The sequence below is a fragment of the Aestuariivita boseongensis genome, assembly GCF_001262635.1.
GTDB lineage: Bacteria > Pseudomonadota > Alphaproteobacteria > Rhodobacterales > Rhodobacteraceae > Aestuariivita > Aestuariivita boseongensis.
Window position 1 is genome coordinate 1 of sequence record NZ_JXYH01000006.1, and the last position, 15,521, is coordinate 15,521.

Genomic DNA, 15,521 nt, shown 5'->3' on the forward strand with positions numbered 1-15,521 from the left:
CCGCGTTCGGCGCAAGGCTTTACCGTGTTCTTCACGGGCTTTTCCGGCTCGGGCAAATCCACCATCGCCAACGCGCTTATGGTCAAGCTGATGGAAATGGGCGACCGGCCCGTGACTCTTCTGGACGGCGATATCGTGCGGAAGAACCTCAGTTCGGAACTGGGTTTCTCGAAAGAGCACCGCGACCTGAACATCCGGCGCATTGGCTATGTCGCGTCAGAGATCACTAAGAATGGCGGCATCGCCATCTGCGCGCCGATCGCGCCCTATGCCACCACCCGCCGCGCGGTGCGTGAAGAGATCGAGCAATACGGCGCCTTCGTCGAAATCCACGTCGCCACCTCTCTCGAGGAATGCGAACGCCGGGACCGCAAGGGGCTGTATAAGCTGGCGCGCGAAGGCAAGATCAAGGAATTCACCGGGATTTCAGACCCTTATGACGTACCGGACAACCCTGAACTGCGGGTGGAAACGGAAAATGTCGAGGTCGACAACTGCGCCCATCAGGTGCTTCTGAAACTGGAAAGCATGGGTCTGATCGCCGGATAAGCCGGAATGTGACACACATTCCGGCCGGAAACTGACGCAGTTTCCGGCGCTGCCTACAATTCGTCCAGAATGGCCTGCGCTGCGCGCTTTTCCAGATCGCCCAGCGCATCCATGGCCGGTTTGATGGCCTGAAGATGGGGCAGACGCTCCTGATAGATCGCGTCGGACGCAGTCTCAATCGCTGCCCAAAGTTCCGCTTCTGTGTTGCAGCGAATGATACCGCTTGTATCGCAAAACTCTTCAAGGTTCGGACAGCCCCAGTAAATGGGGACCGTGTCACACAAAACAGCATCCAGAAGCTTCTCGGTGAAGTAGTTCTTCTGTTGCACGTTCTCGATCACCACTGAGAATTTATAGGGCGCCAACCCGTCTGATTTCTTCTCAAACGGTGCGTATCCGTGGCCCATCACGTCCACGTCAAGGCCTGCGGCACGGGAGCGCGTGACCATCTCGTGACGAAGCGTGTGGCCCGGCGCATGGTTCTTGCCGGACGCGATCAATGACATGTGGCGCGTCTTTGTGAAGTCCAGATCACGCCAGTTCGGAACCCAGGTTGTGGCATAAGGCATCAGCCTTGCGTTGGGCAGGCGGTCCAGAAGTTCCTGATGAAAGGTGAAGATGCGGTGAAACCTCCGCCAGGTGTATTTCAGCAGGCGGATATGTTTCGCATGCCAGATCGCCGGTTCTCCCATGACCCAGGAAATGCGGGCGCGCGTGCCGAAAGATGGCAGGTAATGCAGCTTGGTCTTGGGATAGACGATCAGGTGGTCACTGCGCGTCAAATCTCCAAGCACACCGCCTTTCAGACGCTCGGGCTGGCCCAATGGCCAGTTCAGAGCGTTCAAGGGCAACTTCGCCTGTTTCGGCCCCAAGAATGTCCCGTAAGGCACAACGGCAATTGCAGGATCTGACATAGCTTTGTCCGCATCAAATGGCTTGGTGCCGCACATAACCATTCACCAGGGCCTGGCACCAGCAGAAAGCCCAACATGAAAGGCATCGATACCCTACAGATGCAGATCCCCTGACATCAGCCTCCAGGCCTGCCCCGCAACGCGAATGCCGTCCATCGCGTCAGCAGGCCCCACACGCGTCACCCGCGCCTGGCCGGGCCGGCCCATCCAATGGCCCTGTTCCGCCAGGAAGCTGTCCTTTCTCATCAGCCCATACCGCCACAGATAGGCCGCCATTGCCCCGGTCGCCGATCCGGTAAAGGGATCTTCCGGCGGGCTGGGCGGGGCCAAAAGCAGGCGTGAGAACGTATCGCCCTGCCCCGTCGCGCCTGAAAGCGTGACCAGAAACGGCTCCATCAGATCGGTGCCGTCATGGCCCAGGCTTTGTGCCAATCGCCTCAACGCTTCGGGGTTCAGCCGCGCGCGACGCAGCGCTTCGTGATCCTTCAGGACGGTGATGACAAATGGCAATCCTGTCGACACAAGCTGCGGCGGCGCGATGATGTCGCCTGCATCCAGCCCCGCCACATCAGCCACCAGCGCCACATCCGGTTGCGGCCCGAACTGCGGCGCAACCTGCGTCATCTCGATCCAGCGATCGCGCAGGACCACCGGCACCAGACCCGCGCCCGTCTCAAGCGTGACGCGGTCGCCCGCCATCAGCCCGCGCGCCTTCAGCGCGGCGACGGTGGCCACTGTGGGATGTCCGGCAAAGGGAATTTCGCGGCTGGCCAGAAAATACCGCACCTTCACATCCGCCACATCGGATGGCCCCGTGAAGGTACATTCCACCAGCGAGGTTTCGCGTACGAACCGCATCGCGGTCTCGTCGTCCAACTCGGCCCCGCCATGGACAACAGCGCAGCCATTCCCGCCGAAGGGCGCATCCGTAAAGGCGTCGACCCAATCGACGGGAAAAGTTCGTGTCATCGGGATTTAGTGCACCGTCATCGGCGTCATGTCATGCTGGCGCGCCAGCACGAAGGCCAGCTTGCGGTCAGCCACCAGCGCCAGTTGCTGGCCATCGGAATCATGCACCGCATAAAGCTGCTCAAGCCCATCGGCCGAGGCCTGAACCTCATCGGGCAGATCGGCCACCTGAACCGCCTTCACATAGACGACCCGGCCACCCAAGGCTTTGAAATCATATGGCGTATTCATAGCTCTCACCCCTTCTTGATGTTGATCGTTTGCACAATTGTCTCGGGCACGGATCGGGTCAGGTCCACATGCAGCAGACCGTTTTCCATGATCGCTTCGCCCACCTCAACGCCATCGGCCAGCACAAAGGTCCGCTGGAACTGGCGCGCCGCAATACCGCGATGCAGGAAGATGCGCCCATCGCTGTCATCCTTCTGGCGGCCGCGGATCACCAATTGGCGGTCCTCCACGGTGATGGCCAGATCATCCTCGCCAAACCCGGCCACGGCGAGGGTGATGCGATAGGAATGATCGGATGTCTGTTCAATGTTGAAAGGGGGATAGCCCTCGTTGCCCGACTTGGCGGTGCGTTCCAGAAGGCGTTCCAATTGCTCAAACCCCAACAGGTGCGGGTACGAGCCCAAGGTCAATTTCGACATATCCTCGTCCTTCAAAGGCACAAGCGATGATCTGCGCGGCCCCGTTATGGCAACCGCATCTGCATCAGAATATGGGAAGAAAACCCATGGATAACAAGGGGTAGGCGTAACGCTCTTTAAAGCTTATTCTACGACTCTGCCACGAATTGACCGAATCGAGCCTGCATATGAACGCGCCCTATGATTTCGCCATGAAGACAGAAGAGGTGCTGCGCGTGGAACTCGAAGTGTTCAAACGCGAACACCGCGACCTGGATGAGGCGATCACCGCCCTGCAAGACCGCGGCACCGCCGATCAGCTGACGATCAAGCGTCTGAAAAAGCAGAAACTTCGGCTAAAAGACAAGATCGCCATCATCGAGGATATGCTGACACCGGACATCATTGCCTGAGCGGGCGATTTGGCTATAGTGCGCGCTCTTTCGACGGGATAGGGGCGCGGCAGGCATGTCCGACATATCGGTAGGGATCATCATGGGAAGCCAGTCAGACTGGCCCACGATGAAGGAAGCGGCGCTCATCCTTGATGAGCTGGGCGTGGCCTATGAAACGCGCATCGTCTCGGCCCATCGCACACCGGACCGGCTGTGGGACTATGGCAAGACCGCCGCCGAACGCGGGTTGAAGGTGATCATCGCCGGTGCCGGCGGGGCCGCGCATCTGCCGGGCATGATGGCTTCGAAAACGCGGGTGCCGGTTGTGGGCGTTCCGGTGCAGACCAAGGCGCTTTCGGGTGTCGACAGCCTCTATTCCATCGTCCAGATGCCCAAGGGATACCCCGTGGCCACCATGGCCATCGGCGCGGCGGGTGCCGCCAATGCCGGCCTGATGGCGGCAGGCATCCTCGCCACCTCCGATCCGGCGCTGGCCGAACGGCTGGATGCCTGGCGTGCCGCGCTGTCCGCCTCCATCCCCGAGGCGCCCAGCGATGACTGACGCCCTCGCCCCCGGTGCCGTGATCGGAATCCTTGGCGGTGGCCAGTTGGGCCGCATGCTATCGGTGGCCGCCAGCCGTCTTGGCCTGAAAACCCATATCTATGAACCCGGTGCCAATCCGCCCGCCGGCCAGGTGGCCGATCAGGTGACCACCGCCGCCTATGACGATCACGCCGCCCTGATCGCCTTTGCCCAATCGGTCGATGTCATTACCTATGAGTTTGAAAACATCCCCACCGACGCGCTGGACGTGCTTGAGACGCACCGCCCCATCCGCCCCGGTCGCGAGGCCCTGCGCGTCAGCCAGGACCGGCTGGTCGAAAAGGACTTCCTGCAGGGGCTTGGCCTGAAAACCGCGCCATTCGCCGATATCACCGATCTGGCCAGCCTTCAGACCGCGCTGGCCGACATGGGCACCCCCGCCATCCTGAAAACGCGCCGCTTCGGCTATGACGGCAAGGGTCAGGTGCGCATCAACGACGCGTCTGACGCGGAACAGGCGCTGGCGGAAATGGCCGGCGCGCCCGCGATCCTCGAAGGTTTCGTGAATTTCACACATGAGGTCTCTGTCATCGCCGCGCGCGGCCTCGATGGATCGGTGGCCAGTTTCGATCCCGGCGAAAACGTCCATCGCGAGGGCATCCTGCGCACCACCACAGTGCCTGCGCGGCTGTCAGCCTCGCAACGCACTGATGCGGTGCTTCTGGCCGCCAACATCCTGAACGCGCTCGATTATGTGGGCGTGATGGGGGTTGAGCTGTTCGTCACGGCCGAAGGTCTGATCGTGAACGAAATCGCTCCGCGTGTGCACAATTCCGGCCACTGGACGCAGAATGGCTGCACCGTCGATCAGTTTGAACAGCATATCCGCGCGGTCGCGGGCTGGCCGCTGGGCGACGGGCAGCGCTATGCCGATGTGGTGATGGAAAACCTGATCGGCGATGACATGGACCGCGTCCCCGGACTCACGCGTAACGCCAACACCGCGATCCACCTTTACGGCAAGGCCGAGGTCAAGCCAGGCCGCAAGATGGGCCATGTGAACCGGATCGTCTCCACAGGCTAAAACTCTGTAAAATTTGAGCGATTGTTTCGCGCGCGAAACATTTTCGTCCGGGCGCTAACGCACGAAGCGCGCCGCGATATCGCCATTGATAAAGCTGAATCGCCCGCCCGCCATGGTGGCGGCCACCCGCCGCGTCTGCGCATCCAGGATCACCAGATCCGCCCGCAAACCCGGCTCAAGCCGCCCGCGATCGTCCAGCCCCATCAGCCGCGCAGGACCGGAGGAAACCAGCGCCCAGGCCTCGGCCAAAGACAACAGCCCGCCATCCGCCAACAGTAGCGCCGCCCGGCGCAGGCTGGGATAATGGTAATCCGAGGCCAGCGCATCACACAGCCCCAGCGCCACCAGTTCCATCGCGCTGGCATTGCCCTTGTGCGATCCGCCCCGCACCACGTTGGGCGCGCCCAGGATGATCCCGTCGCCCCCTTGCCGTGCGGCCTCTGCCGCGTCCTGCGTTTCGGGAAATTCGGATATCCGCGCCCCGCGCGCGGCCCATTCCGCACGATGGCGGGCGGTGTTTTCATCATGGCTGCCGATCCGCACGCCCTGCGCCTGCAAGCGCGCGGCCAGCGCGTCCAGCGCGGCGGGAACTTCGGAGGATCGTCCGTGCATCTCAAGCATCATCTCGAAATGGCGGTCCGGATTGCGCGCCGCCTTCAGCGCCTGCGCCACCAGCCGGGGCGGGCGCTTGCCTTCGGCCAGTTTCGCATGGGGCAGATGATCGTTGAAAACGATGTAATCCACACCCCAACCCGCCATCAGATCTGGCAGGCGGTCGAAATCGTCCAGCATATGCGTCTCGAACCGCAACTGGCCGCGCAGATCGGTGACCAGACTGCCCCGCGTCTGCGCTAGCGCGGTAAAGACGCTGTCGGCAAAATCCGGGCCGCGCAGCCCGCCCTCCCAGCTGTAGAACTGCGCCAGATACGCGGTGGTGATCCCGTTGGCCGCCAACTCAGCCTCGGTGGCGACAAGCCCCTCGGACCGCTCCTTCATCGCGCCCCGTCGCGGGGCCAGGTGACGCTCGAACGCATCGCCATGCACATCCACAATGCCGGGCAGGATCATGTACCCGCTCAGGTCCACGGGCTTCCCACAAGGCGTATCTGCAATCACTCCGCCAGCAATCGCCAGATCGCCCGCGCCCAGCGCCTCTGGCCACAGGATCTGCGCGCCCGTCAGGGTCAAGTCCAACGCGCTCATTCCTGACCCTCTTCCCGGCAGGCAACTTCATCGCAATCGCCCGGCAGGATCGTCCCGAACACCGCCTCCATCCAGGTGATGTCCGGATCGAAGCGCCCGGTTTCCAGGAAATAGACCGTCTCGGCGATGACACGGGGGCTGTTCATCATGAAGGTATGGGTCACAGGCAGTACCATGTGGCCCGCCATGCCATCCACCCGCGTCTCGGACACCGCGACCTTGCCGTCGTCGGGCCCTTCGATCATGCCGGAAAAGATAGGGTTCAAAGACTGGCTGCCTGCAATCACGCCCACCGGGTAATCCACCGGCGGCAGGCGGCGCGGCAGGCTTGTGGGGCCAGTGCCCAGCTGCTGACCCGCAGGACCGTTCAGCCAGCCGAACACCTCCAGATCGTCCAGCTGATCCACAAGCTGGCTCCCCTGATTGGGCGTGCCCAGCATCACCACGCGGCCCAGATCAATCGGCCGGTCGCGCAACAGCCAGTACCGCACCAGAATGCCGCCCATGGAATGGGTCACGAAATGCACCCGTACGTCACCGCATTGGGCCACGGCGGCGGGCAGTGTCTGATCGACCAATTGCTGGATCGGCGCTGTGGTCGACGGATATCCGGGCCGCACAACCTTGTACCCGCGCTGTTCCAACACCTCTTCCATGATGGCAAAGGACGCCTCGGTCCGCGCCAGCCCATGCAGCAGCACCACGCATTCCGCCCGCAGGGGCGACGCGATCAGGGCAAGGAAAAGGGCGAATATCAGGCGCATGGCGTTGAAATAAGCGCCGCGCGCGGATTACTAAAGAGGACTTTGCAAAGAGGTGCCAAAAAGTGAAACCCCGCCTCGCGGTACGCGCAGTTTTGCTGCATGAAGACCGGCTCTTGCTGGTCAATGCCTGGGCCGATCCCAAAAGCCAGCTGTGGTGCGCGCCCGGCGGTGGGGTTGAACTGGGCCAATCCCTGCCCGACAACCTGGCCCGCGAGGTGATGGAGGAAACGGGCCTGACCATTTCCGTGGGCCCGCCCTGCCTGGTGAATGAATTTCACGACCCCGAGCGCGATTTTCATCAGGTCGAGCTGTTCTTCCGCTGCAAACTGATCGCCGGAGAGTTGCGCGACGATTGGCAGGACCCCGAACAGATCGTCAGACGCCGCGCCTGGTTCACGCAGGACGAGGTGGAGGAGCTGTACCTGAAACCCTCAAGCCTGCCGCAGGTCGCCTGGAACCGGGGATTTGGCTATGACCCGCTGGAACGGATTGTCTTCTGACGCGGAATGACCGACGCGGCGACGCCGCCCAAGACAACCAAGGCCGGCAGCACGACGTCCCAGGTGATGGGTTCGGCCAGAAAGATCAGCCCACCGGTCATGGCGATCACCGGCACGGTCAGTTGTGCGACTGCGGCAACCGATGGCGCCAGCTGCGGCAGCACGCGGTACCAAAGCGCATAGCCCAGCCCGGATGTGACCGCCCCCGACAGGATGGCCAGCAGGATGCCCCATGTTGACAACGCCCCTGCCCCGGCAAAGAGGATCAGCGCAAGCGCGATACCGAAGGGCGCTGCAAACAGGAAATTCGCCGCCGTCGCCCGCAGCGGGTCCGTTGCGCCGCGCCCGATCAGGGAATAGATCCCCCAGCCGATCCCTGCCGCCACCATGAACGCGCCGTGCAAGATGCTCACCGCGATGCCCGCACCGGGCCACAGAAGCCACGCCAACCCACCAAAGGCCAGCACCGCCCCGACCCAACGCTGCACAGGCGGACGCTCCCCGCCCCACAAGGCACCTGCGAACATGGTGATCTGCACCATCCCGAACAGGATCAGCGCACCCAGCCCGGCATCCAGCGCGATATAGGCAAAGGAAAACCCGAAGATGTAAACAAAAAGCGCCGCCGCCGCGCGCCAATCCCCGCTGCGCTCGATCCGCCCGTTGCCGCCCGCCATGGCCAGGATCCAAAGCATGGCGACACCCGCTGCCAGCCGCACCGCGCCGAAAGACGCAGGATCAATGCTGCCATCCACCAGCGCCAGACGGTTCAGGACGGAATTGGCGGCAAAGGCCACCATGGTCAGCGCGGTCAGAAGAAACAGGCTCATGCCACAGGCCTATCGGTCCGCGCGGCGGCCTGCCAGACAAAACCGCGCTCCTGCTTCTTTCTGGCTGGAAATACCCAAAACCATCGGCAACAAAAAGCACAGCGCAAAAAGAAAAGAGGGCCGCGCGTGGCGACCCCCTCTCATCTTTTTTGCGGTGTGGGCTCTCATTGCTTTTCGTTGAAAAGCAACCGCCGCTTACCAGCACCAAGGATGGCGTAGCTGTGGCTCTCGGCGTTTGGCCCGTGGGCCAAACACCTGTCGCCACCAGATCAAATTCGCGATGCGAATTTGATCTTACATCATGCCGCCCATGCCGCCCATGTCGGGCATGCCGCCGGCGGGTGCGCCTTCTTTCGCAGGCTTGTCCGCCACCATCGCTTCGGTGGTGATCAACAGGCCAGCGACCGAAGCTGCGTCTTGCAGTGCGGTGCGCACAACTTTCGCAGGGTCGATCACGCCGAACTTGAACATGTCGCCATATTCTTCGGTCTGCGCGTTGAAGCCGAAGGATGCGTCGTTCGACTCGCGGATCTTGCCGGCCACAACCGACCCGTCCACGCCCGAGTTCTCGGCGATCTGGCGCAGAGGCGCTTCGATCGCTTTGCGCACGATGTTGATGCCGACGTTCTGGTCGTTGTTGGCGCCTTCCAGGCCTTCCAGCACTTTGGCTGCCTGAACCAGAGCAACACCACCACCCACAACGATACCTTCCTGCACGGCAGCGCGGGTCGCGTTCAGAGCATCGTCCACACGGTCCTTACGCTCTTTCACTTCCACTTCGGTCATGCCGCCGACGCGGATCACGGCAACACCGCCTGCCAGTTTGGCAACGCGCTCTTGCAGCTTTTCACGGTCGTAGTCGGAGGTTGTTTCTTCGATCTGGCCACGGATCTGGGCAACACGTGCTTCGATCTCGGCCTTCTCGCCTGCGCCATCGATGATGGTGGTCTCGTCCTTGGTGATCTGAACGCGCTTGGCGGTGCCCAGCATGTCCACAGTCACGTTTTCCAGCTTCATGCCCAGATCTTCGGAGATGACCTGGCCGCCGGTCAGGATCGCGATGTCCTGCAGCATGGCTTTACGACGATCGCCGAAGCCCGGTGCTTTGACAGCTGCGATTTTCAGGCCGCCGCGCAGTTTGTTCACAACCAGAGTTGCCAGCGCTTCGCCTTCGACATCTTCTGCAATGATCAGCAGGGGTTTTTGCGACTGGATCACCGATTCCAGCAGCGGAACCATCGGCTGCAGCGACGAGAGTTTCTTCTCGTGCAGCAGGATCATGCAGTCTTCCAGCTCGGCCGTCATCTTGTCGGCGTTGGTCACGAAGTAAGGCGACAGGTAGCCGCGATCGAACTGCATGCCTTCGACAACATCGGTCTCTGTTTCCAGACCTTTGTTTTCTTCGACGGTGATGACGCCTTCGTTGCCAACTTTTTGCATCGCGTCGGCGATCTGACGACCGATTTCCGCTTCGCCGTTGGCCGAGATGGTGCCGACTTGAGCAACTTCGTCGCTGTCGGTCACGTCGCGGGCGGCGGCTTTGATCGCTTCAACGACTTTGGCGGTTGCCATGTCGATGCCGCGCTTCAGGTCCATCGGGTTCATGCCAGCGGCAACCGATTTCATGCCTTCTTTGACGATGGCTTGCGCCAGAACGGTTGCGGTGGTGGTGCCGTCACCGGCTTCGTCATTGGTGCGGCTGGCGACTTCTTTCACCATTTGCGCGCCCATGTTTTCGAACTTGTCTTCCAGTTCGATTTCCTTGGCAACCGACACACCGTCCTTGGTGATGCGCGGTGCGCCGAAGGATTTGTCCAGAACCACGTTACGGCCTTTGGGGCCCAGGGTTACTTTGACGGCGTCGGCCAGGATGTTCACACCCTTTAGCATCCGGTTGCGCGCGTCGGTATCGAATTTGACGTCTTTTGCAGCCATTTTCGTATTCTCCGTTCAGATTGTTGCGTTTTTCTCAGACGATCCGGGGCGTTCAGGCCGCTTTGGCCGCCGCACCTGCTTCGATGATGCCGAGAATGTCGCTTTCTTTCATGATCAGCAGCTCTTCGCCGTCGATGGTGACCTCGGTGCCCGACCATTTGCCGAACAGGATCTTGTCGCCTTCTGCGACAGCCATTGCGATCAGCTCGCCGCTGTCCTTGCGGGCGCCTTCGCCACAGGCAACGACAATACCCTGGGCAGGCTTTTCTTTTGCGCTGTCGGGGATGATCAGACCGCCAGCGGTTTTTTCGTCGCTTTCCACACGGCGCACCAGCACCCGGTCATGAAGTGGTTTGAATGCCATCTTTGCAGCTCCTTAAGGCTCAAAGTTTTCTCCCTAAAGGGCTGGAGTGTTGCCAGCCCTTATTAGCACTCACTCGCTTCGAGTGCTAACGGCGTGGAGATAATGAGGGTGCGTCAGGCTGTCAACACGGCTCCGTGAAGATTTTTCGCGAAAAATCTTCCGCGCGCTGGGGGGCGCTGCCCCCGTCCCTTCGGGACTCCCCCGCCGTATTTGACGCAAGAAGAAATGCGGGGATCAGGCTTCCCAGCTATAGGCCCAGTGTTTCAGACCTTCAGCGCCTTTTGGTGTCAGACCATAGACGCCGGTGGTCACACGTTCGAACCAGCCATAGTGGTTGTCCGCCATCACGCGCGTGGCCTTGGCCACGCCGGTTTCGCGCGCCACAACGGCGCCTTTTGCAGGGCCGTGCTCGGCCAGATACGCGGCACAGCGCAGTGCATCCTGACGATAGGCGGTGACGATACCATAGCGCGTGGCGCCGCCATCGTTGGGATCGCCCTGCAGCCGGTCGAATTCCCGAAGCAGCCGCGCCTGCTTCTTGTGCGACTTGCGCGGCGCGTAAGGCCCCGGGTCGCATTGCACATCCGCGCGGCCTTTTGCATCAACCAGGATCAGCCCCAGCCCAAGCCTGCGGCACAGCGCGGTGTTGTCCCGGATCGCGCGGCGCGCCGTCTTTCCCGTGGGGCGCGGCACGGCGATGTAGACGTGATCGGTGATGCTGAGCCGCGCGACGGCCTGATGGAACAGCGACAATGAGAAGCGCAGTTTCAGCTCGACCAGCACGGGAGGGTCGTCGCCGCGCAGGGCCATGACATCGGCGGCGCCGACCTCTCCTTTCACGGTATAGCCCTGACGCGTCAGTAGCGCCTTGATCGGGGGGTAGAGGTCACGTTCACGCTCCATACCGCACCCTAGAAAGCGCGGGCCACCGCTTCAAGCGGGGTGGTTGTGCATGGGGCGTGGCAGACATAGCTTGGCGTCAGGTCACGATGGCACGAGGTTGCGATGATACGTTGGATTTTGTCCCTTTCCCTTCTTCTGGCAGGCAGCGCCGCGCAGGCGGCCTATTGCACGGGTGCGGATCTGCGCGAGACGCTCAGCGCCGGGGAACAGGCGCAGATCGCCCAGGCGATGGGGGAGACGCCCTATGCCGCGGGCAATCACTGGATTGCGCGGAAGGGCGATCAGACGATCCATGTGATGGGCACGATGCACCTGGACGATCCGCGCTGGGACAGCGTTCTGCCCGCGCTTTTGCCGGTTGTGCAGGCCGCCGATCTGCTGTTTGTCGAGATGACGGACGAGGAACAGATGGCCATGCAGGCCGCCCTGGCTGAACAGCCCGAAAAGGTGTTCATCACCGAAGGCCCCACCCTGCCCGAACTGCTGTCGGAAGAGGATTGGGAGCGCCTGGCCTCTGCCATGCGCGAGCGCGGGTTGCCCGGTTTCATGGCGGCCAAGATGCAGCCCTGGATGCAGACACTGATGCTGGGCATGCCCGGTTGCGCCATCGCGAACCCCGAACTGGCCAAGGGCGGGCTGGACATGCGCCTGATGGAGGCGGCGCGGGATGCAGATGTGCCGGTGCGGTCGCTGGAAGGGTTCGAGGAGCTTTACGCCCTGATCGCCGATGGCACTGTGGAGGAACAGCTGCAGATGCTGATGGCGACGCTGCCTTTTGCCCATGACAGCGAAGATCAGTTCATGACCACCTCGTATTTCTATTTCGATGAACAGACCGCCGCCGCCTGGGAATTCGCCCGCGTGATGTCCCATCGCCGGTCAGAGCTGCCGCCCGAGCAGGTTGAAGCGCTGCTGGAGGAGTTCAAGACGAAGCTTCTGGACACGCGCAACCATGCCTGGATGGACCCGATTCTGAGTGCGCGGGAAAGCACCATCGTCGTGGCCGTGGGCGCGCTGCATCTGATGGGGGAAGACGGTGTGCTGAACCTGCTGGATCAGGCGGGATACCGGCTGGATCGGGCGGCGTTCACGGGTCAGCCCTGACCTGTCGCCGCAGGCGGTAATTGGGCGGGTGACAAGACCCGTGCGCGGCCATATAAGGCGCGCGACCCGATTTTACCCAAGGATACACGGAACATGAGCACTCTGGTTTTTGGCCATAAATCCCCTGATACCGACTCGACCGGCTCGCCCATCATCTGGGCGTGGTATCTGAACCAGATCAAAGGCGAACAAGCCGAAGCGGTGCTGCTGGGCGAGCCCAACACCGAAGCGGCCTTCATGCTGGAGAAATGGGGGCTGGAGAAGCCGCGCATCATCGACGGTGTGGCCGAGGATCAGCCGGTGGTGATCGTGGACACCAACAACCCGGCCGAACTGCCCGACGGGATCAACAGCGCCGATATCCGCGCGATCATCGACCACCACAAGCTGGTGGGCGGGCTGGAGACCAAAGGCCCGATCGACATTCGCATCGAACCCTTGGCCTGCACCGCCACGATCATGTGGAAGATGATCGGCAAGGATATGGCGCAGGCGCCGACGGAAGTGAAAGGCGCGATGCTGTCCTGCATCCTGAGTGACACGCTGGAATTCCGGTCACCTACCACGACGCAGGAAGACAAGGCGATTGCCCACGATCTGGCGAAGGATCTGGGTGTGGATATTCCGGCCTATGCGGCCGAAATGTTCGCTGCGAAATCCGACGTGTCGTCCTTTTCGGATGCGGAGCTTCTTCGGATGGATTCCAAGGAATATGAGGTGGGCGGCAAACAGTTCCGCGTTTCCGTGCTTGAGACGACCTCGCCCAAGACGGTGCTGGACCGCAAGGACAGCCTGATGGCGTCGATGGTGGGCGTGGCCCAGGAAGACGGTGCGGATCAGGTGCTGCTGTTCGTGGTGGATATCCTGAACGAGGAAGCCACGCTTCTGGTGCCCAATGATCTGGTGAAAACCGTGGCGGAAAAGAGCTTTGGCGCGACAGTGAGTGGCGACACAGTGGTTCTGCCGGGTGTGGTCAGCCGCAAAAAGCAGATCATCCCGAACCTCAAAGTCTGATTCATCGGGTTTTCATCCGGGCCCAAGATTTTTCGAAAAATCTTGGGCGCGCTTGATGGAGGCCCATGCAGCAGTTAGGGGTGCGGCAACGCTTGTTTCTTCTGTCGGAGCCGCCCCATGACCGAAATCATCTCATCCCTCGCTGACATCTCGGACCGGTACGAGGCGCTTTTCGTCGATCTGTGGGGCTGCGTGCATGACGGGGTAAGCGCCCTGCCCGACGCCGTGGCTGCATTGCAGGCCTATCGCCAGAAGGGCGGGATTGTCGTTCTGGTCACCAACTCCCCCCGCGCGCGGGTGGGCGTGGAAAAACAGCTGATCTCGTTCGGGGTGCCGGAGGAGTCCTGGGACAGCATCGCCACCAGCGGTGACAGCGCCCGCGCGGCGATGTTCCGCGGCGTCGTGGGGCAGAAGGTCTGGTTTATCGGGGAATCCCGCGACACCCGGTTCTTCGATCCGATCCACATAATTGAAGACCCGGTTGAGATCGAACAGGTTGATCTGGACCAGGCCGAGGGCATCGTCTGCACCGGCCCCTTCGACCCGTTGGCCGACCCGGCCGAGATGCGCCCGCAGTTTCTTTACGCCAAGCAGAAGGGCATGAAACTGCTGTGTGCCAATCCCGATATCGTCGTGGATCGCGGCGAAAGCCGGGAATATTGCGCGGGTGCTTTGGCGCGGCTTTACACCGAAATGGGGGGCGAGAGCCTTTATTTCGGCAAACCCCATCCGCCGATCTATGATCTGGCCCGCCGCAGGCTGGCCGCCGTCAAACCCGGCATCCCCGATCAGGCCATTCTGGCTATTGGTGACGGCATCCATACCGACATTCAGGGCGCCATGGGGGAGGATATCGATTCCCTCTTTATCTCGGGCGGATTGGCGGCGGCGGAAACGAAAACGTCGCACCAACCGGACCCCGATGCGCTAAGCGCCTATATTCAAAAGGAAATGTCCAATCCGACCTTCACCATAGGGAAGTTGCGTTAAGCATTTTCCCCTTGCTTTTCTGCGTTTGCAAAGTAATAAACTTGCCGAAATAGCCGGTCAGGCTAACTAAATATTACCTTGCCATCCCGGATCGGAGGGAAACATGTTGGACAATCTGCCCCGCGGCACGATCTGTATCGAAGACATCGAGATGGGGATGACCCGCCACCTGCGCAAAGTGGTCACCGATCAGGATATCGAGATGTTCGCCGAGGTGTCGACCGACCGCAACCCGGTGCATCTGGATGACGATTACGCCCGCGACACGATCTTTGAGGGCCGGATTGCCCATGGGATGCTGACGGCTGGCCTGATCTCGGCCGTGATCGGGGAACAGCTTCCGGGCCACGGCACGGTCTATATGGGCCAATCGCTGAAGTTTCTTGCCCCAGTGCGCCCCGGCGACATGGTCTATGCCGAGGTGAAGGTGATCGACATCGACTTTTCCAAGCGCCGCGTGAAGCTGGATTGCCATTGTTCGGTCGATGGCAAGAAGGTTCTGGTGGGCGAAGCGACCGTGCTGGCCCCCAGCCGGAAGTTCGACTGATCCGCGATCAATAGAACCGGCGCTGCAGGCAGTCGCGCAGGAATTCCTTGTCGTATCGGCGTCGCGTCGCTTGTCGTGACACCGTAGATCCCGGCATGTTTTCTGGCCCCAGATCGCGTGCATCCTGGATTTCGATATGCGGATTCGTTGGCCGTCGGATCAATGTGACCTGTGCGACGGTGACAAGTCTTCGGATGATGATGGTCATGCGCTCCCCCCGTAGATGCGCCACCCTTCCCTTGCGTCACCTTACCAGAACCAGCCGGATCGGTGCAGTCGGGAA

The 15,521-nt window shown here is 61.5% G+C and carries 20 protein-coding genes; 9 read left to right on the forward strand and 11 right to left on the reverse strand.

Annotated features, from left to right (window positions below; translation table 11 throughout):
* A partial coding sequence (cysC, locus tag TR61_RS03840) for an adenylyl-sulfate kinase (protein ID WP_082181838.1) occupies positions 1 to 549 on the forward strand: 549 nt, incomplete at its 5' end.
* A 53-nt stretch (positions 550 to 602) separates the two neighbouring features.
* On the opposite strand, the gene TR61_RS03845 is transcribed toward cysC, so the two are convergent.
* The 4 genes from TR61_RS03845 to TR61_RS03860 form a co-directional block, all read right to left on the reverse strand.
* A complete protein-coding gene (locus TR61_RS03845; RefSeq protein WP_050928250.1) occupies positions 603 to 1,463 on the reverse strand; it encodes a glycosyltransferase family 10 domain-containing protein in 861 nt (286 codons plus the stop codon).
* A gap of 93 nt (positions 1,464 to 1,556) precedes the next feature.
* The gene (locus TR61_RS03850) at positions 1,557 to 2,432 is read right to left on the reverse strand and encodes a PhzF family phenazine biosynthesis protein (protein WP_050928251.1); all 876 of its coding nucleotides are present in this window, start codon (positions 2,430 to 2,432) and stop codon (positions 1,557 to 1,559) included.
* 6 nt (positions 2,433 to 2,438) lie between these two features.
* Positions 2,439 to 2,663, reverse strand: a complete 225-nt coding sequence (locus TR61_RS03855; protein WP_050928252.1) for a DUF1150 family protein — start codon at positions 2,661 to 2,663, stop codon at positions 2,439 to 2,441.
* A gap of 5 nt (positions 2,664 to 2,668) precedes the next feature.
* On the reverse strand, positions 2,669 to 3,082 hold the full coding sequence (locus TR61_RS03860) for an Hsp20 family protein (protein WP_050928253.1): 414 nt from the start codon (positions 3,080 to 3,082) through the stop codon (positions 2,669 to 2,671).
* Positions 3,083 to 3,249: 167 nt separating this feature from the next.
* Between TR61_RS03860 and TR61_RS03865 the strand changes: the two genes are divergently transcribed.
* The 3 genes from TR61_RS03865 to TR61_RS03875 are packed head-to-tail and all read left to right on the forward strand — an operon-like array spanning position 3,250 to position 5,084.
* Entirely contained in the window at positions 3,250 to 3,474 is a 225-nt protein-coding gene (locus tag TR61_RS03865; protein ID WP_050928341.1) for a YdcH family protein, read from the forward strand.
* 55 nt (positions 3,475 to 3,529) lie between these two features.
* Positions 3,530 to 4,018, forward strand: coding sequence for a 5-(carboxyamino)imidazole ribonucleotide mutase (gene purE / locus TR61_RS03870; protein WP_050928254.1), 489 nt, complete (start codon positions 3,530 to 3,532; stop codon positions 4,016 to 4,018).
* Positions 4,011 to 5,084 carry a 5-(carboxyamino)imidazole ribonucleotide synthase gene (locus TR61_RS03875; RefSeq protein ID WP_050928255.1) on the forward strand — a complete coding sequence of 358 codons (1,074 nt, stop codon included), beginning with the start codon at positions 4,011 to 4,013 and terminating at the stop codon, positions 5,082 to 5,084. Before purE ends, TR61_RS03875 begins: the two co-directional genes overlap by 8 nt.
* 54 nt (positions 5,085 to 5,138) lie before the next feature.
* Here TR61_RS03875 and TR61_RS03880 read toward each other — a convergent pair whose 3' ends face one another.
* Both TR61_RS03880 and TR61_RS03885 read right to left on the reverse strand, forming a co-directional pair.
* Positions 5,139 to 6,287, reverse strand: coding sequence for an alpha-D-ribose 1-methylphosphonate 5-triphosphate diphosphatase (locus TR61_RS03880; protein ID WP_050928256.1), 1,149 nt, complete (start codon positions 6,285 to 6,287; stop codon positions 5,139 to 5,141).
* A complete protein-coding gene (locus tag TR61_RS03885; RefSeq protein WP_050928257.1) occupies positions 6,284 to 7,051 on the reverse strand; it encodes an esterase/lipase family protein in 768 nt (255 codons plus the stop codon). Before TR61_RS03885 ends, TR61_RS03880 begins: the two co-directional genes overlap by 4 nt.
* Before the next feature lie 62 nt (positions 7,052 to 7,113).
* On the opposite strand from TR61_RS03885, the gene TR61_RS03890 reads away from it, so the two are divergent.
* Complete coding sequence (locus TR61_RS03890) at positions 7,114 to 7,551, forward strand: NUDIX domain-containing protein (protein ID WP_157440816.1); 438 nt, start codon at positions 7,114 to 7,116, stop codon at positions 7,549 to 7,551.
* On the opposite strand, the gene TR61_RS03895 is transcribed toward TR61_RS03890, so the two are convergent.
* The 4 genes from TR61_RS03895 to TR61_RS03910 form a co-directional block, all read right to left on the reverse strand.
* Positions 7,521 to 8,381, reverse strand: a complete 861-nt coding sequence (locus TR61_RS03895; RefSeq protein ID WP_050928259.1) for a DMT family transporter — start codon at positions 8,379 to 8,381, stop codon at positions 7,521 to 7,523. The genes TR61_RS03890 and TR61_RS03895 overlap by 31 nt on opposite strands.
* A gap of 294 nt (positions 8,382 to 8,675) precedes the next feature.
* Entirely contained in the window at positions 8,676 to 10,316 is a 1,641-nt protein-coding gene (groL, locus tag TR61_RS03900; RefSeq protein ID WP_050928260.1) for a chaperonin GroEL, read from the reverse strand.
* Between the two features lie 52 nt (positions 10,317 to 10,368).
* Positions 10,369 to 10,680, reverse strand: a complete 312-nt coding sequence (locus tag TR61_RS03905) for a co-chaperone GroES (protein ID WP_050928261.1) — start codon at positions 10,678 to 10,680, stop codon at positions 10,369 to 10,371.
* 234 nt (positions 10,681 to 10,914) lie between these two features.
* Positions 10,915 to 11,583: a DUF2161 domain-containing phosphodiesterase gene (locus TR61_RS03910; protein WP_050928262.1), complete on the reverse strand. Its 669-nt coding sequence runs from the start codon at positions 11,581 to 11,583 to the stop codon at positions 10,915 to 10,917.
* Between the two features lie 102 nt (positions 11,584 to 11,685).
* Between TR61_RS03910 and TR61_RS03915 the strand changes: the two genes are divergently transcribed.
* From TR61_RS03915 to TR61_RS03930, 4 genes are all read left to right on the forward strand, one after another.
* Positions 11,686 to 12,687: a TraB/GumN family protein gene (locus TR61_RS03915; protein ID WP_050928263.1), complete on the forward strand. Its 1,002-nt coding sequence runs from the start codon at positions 11,686 to 11,688 to the stop codon at positions 12,685 to 12,687.
* 93 nt (positions 12,688 to 12,780) lie between these two features.
* Positions 12,781 to 13,701 carry a manganese-dependent inorganic pyrophosphatase gene (locus TR61_RS03920; protein WP_050928264.1) on the forward strand — a complete coding sequence of 307 codons (921 nt, stop codon included), beginning with the start codon at positions 12,781 to 12,783 and terminating at the stop codon, positions 13,699 to 13,701.
* A gap of 117 nt (positions 13,702 to 13,818) precedes the next feature.
* Positions 13,819 to 14,691, forward strand: coding sequence for a TIGR01459 family HAD-type hydrolase (locus TR61_RS03925; RefSeq protein ID WP_050928265.1), 873 nt, complete (start codon positions 13,819 to 13,821; stop codon positions 14,689 to 14,691).
* A gap of 103 nt (positions 14,692 to 14,794) precedes the next feature.
* Positions 14,795 to 15,238, forward strand: coding sequence for a MaoC family dehydratase (locus TR61_RS03930; protein ID WP_050928266.1), 444 nt, complete (start codon positions 14,795 to 14,797; stop codon positions 15,236 to 15,238).
* 7 nt (positions 15,239 to 15,245) lie between these two features.
* On the opposite strand, the gene TR61_RS03935 is transcribed toward TR61_RS03930, so the two are convergent.
* The gene (locus TR61_RS03935; protein WP_050928267.1) at positions 15,246 to 15,446 is read right to left on the reverse strand and encodes a hypothetical protein; all 201 of its coding nucleotides are present in this window, start codon (positions 15,444 to 15,446) and stop codon (positions 15,246 to 15,248) included.
* Between the last annotated feature and the right edge of the window lie 75 nt (positions 15,447 to 15,521).

Excerpts from the sequence above, each read along its gene's own strand:
- TR61_RS03855 (WP_050928252.1), bottom strand. The coding sequence starts at position 2,663 with ATGAATACGCCATATGATTTCAAAGCCTTGGGTGGCCGGGTCGTCTAT.
- TR61_RS03915 (WP_050928263.1), top strand. The coding sequence starts at position 11,686 with ATGATACGTTGGATTTTGTCCCTTTCCCTTCTTCTGGCAGGCAGCGCC.
- TR61_RS03880 (WP_050928256.1), bottom strand. The coding sequence starts at position 6,287 with ATGAGCGCGTTGGACTTGACCCTGACGGGCGCGCAGATCCTGTGGCCA.
- TR61_RS03905 (WP_050928261.1), bottom strand. The coding sequence starts at position 10,680 with ATGGCATTCAAACCACTTCATGACCGGGTGCTGGTGCGCCGTGTGGAA.
- TR61_RS03850 (WP_050928251.1), bottom strand. The coding sequence starts at position 2,432 with ATGACACGAACTTTTCCCGTCGATTGGGTCGACGCCTTTACGGATGCG.
- TR61_RS03845 (WP_050928250.1), bottom strand. The coding sequence starts at position 1,463 with ATGTCAGATCCTGCAATTGCCGTTGTGCCTTACGGGACATTCTTGGGG.
- TR61_RS03935 (WP_050928267.1), bottom strand. The coding sequence starts at position 15,446 with ATGACCATCATCATCCGAAGACTTGTCACCGTCGCACAGGTCACATTG.
- TR61_RS03925 (WP_050928265.1), top strand. The coding sequence starts at position 13,819 with ATGACCGAAATCATCTCATCCCTCGCTGACATCTCGGACCGGTACGAG.
- TR61_RS03865 (WP_050928341.1), top strand. The coding sequence starts at position 3,250 with ATGAACGCGCCCTATGATTTCGCCATGAAGACAGAAGAGGTGCTGCGC.
- TR61_RS03895 (WP_050928259.1), bottom strand. The coding sequence starts at position 8,381 with ATGAGCCTGTTTCTTCTGACCGCGCTGACCATGGTGGCCTTTGCCGCC.
- TR61_RS03885 (WP_050928257.1), bottom strand. The coding sequence starts at position 7,051 with ATGCGCCTGATATTCGCCCTTTTCCTTGCCCTGATCGCGTCGCCCCTG.
- groL (WP_050928260.1), bottom strand. The coding sequence starts at position 10,316 with ATGGCTGCAAAAGACGTCAAATTCGATACCGACGCGCGCAACCGGATG.
- TR61_RS03860 (WP_050928253.1), bottom strand. The coding sequence starts at position 3,082 with ATGTCGAAATTGACCTTGGGCTCGTACCCGCACCTGTTGGGGTTTGAG.
- TR61_RS03930 (WP_050928266.1), top strand. The coding sequence starts at position 14,795 with ATGTTGGACAATCTGCCCCGCGGCACGATCTGTATCGAAGACATCGAG.
- TR61_RS03875 (WP_050928255.1), top strand. The coding sequence starts at position 4,011 with ATGACTGACGCCCTCGCCCCCGGTGCCGTGATCGGAATCCTTGGCGGT.
- purE (WP_050928254.1), top strand. The coding sequence starts at position 3,530 with ATGTCCGACATATCGGTAGGGATCATCATGGGAAGCCAGTCAGACTGG.
- TR61_RS03920 (WP_050928264.1), top strand. The coding sequence starts at position 12,781 with ATGAGCACTCTGGTTTTTGGCCATAAATCCCCTGATACCGACTCGACC.
- TR61_RS03910 (WP_050928262.1), bottom strand. The coding sequence starts at position 11,583 with ATGGAGCGTGAACGTGACCTCTACCCCCCGATCAAGGCGCTACTGACG.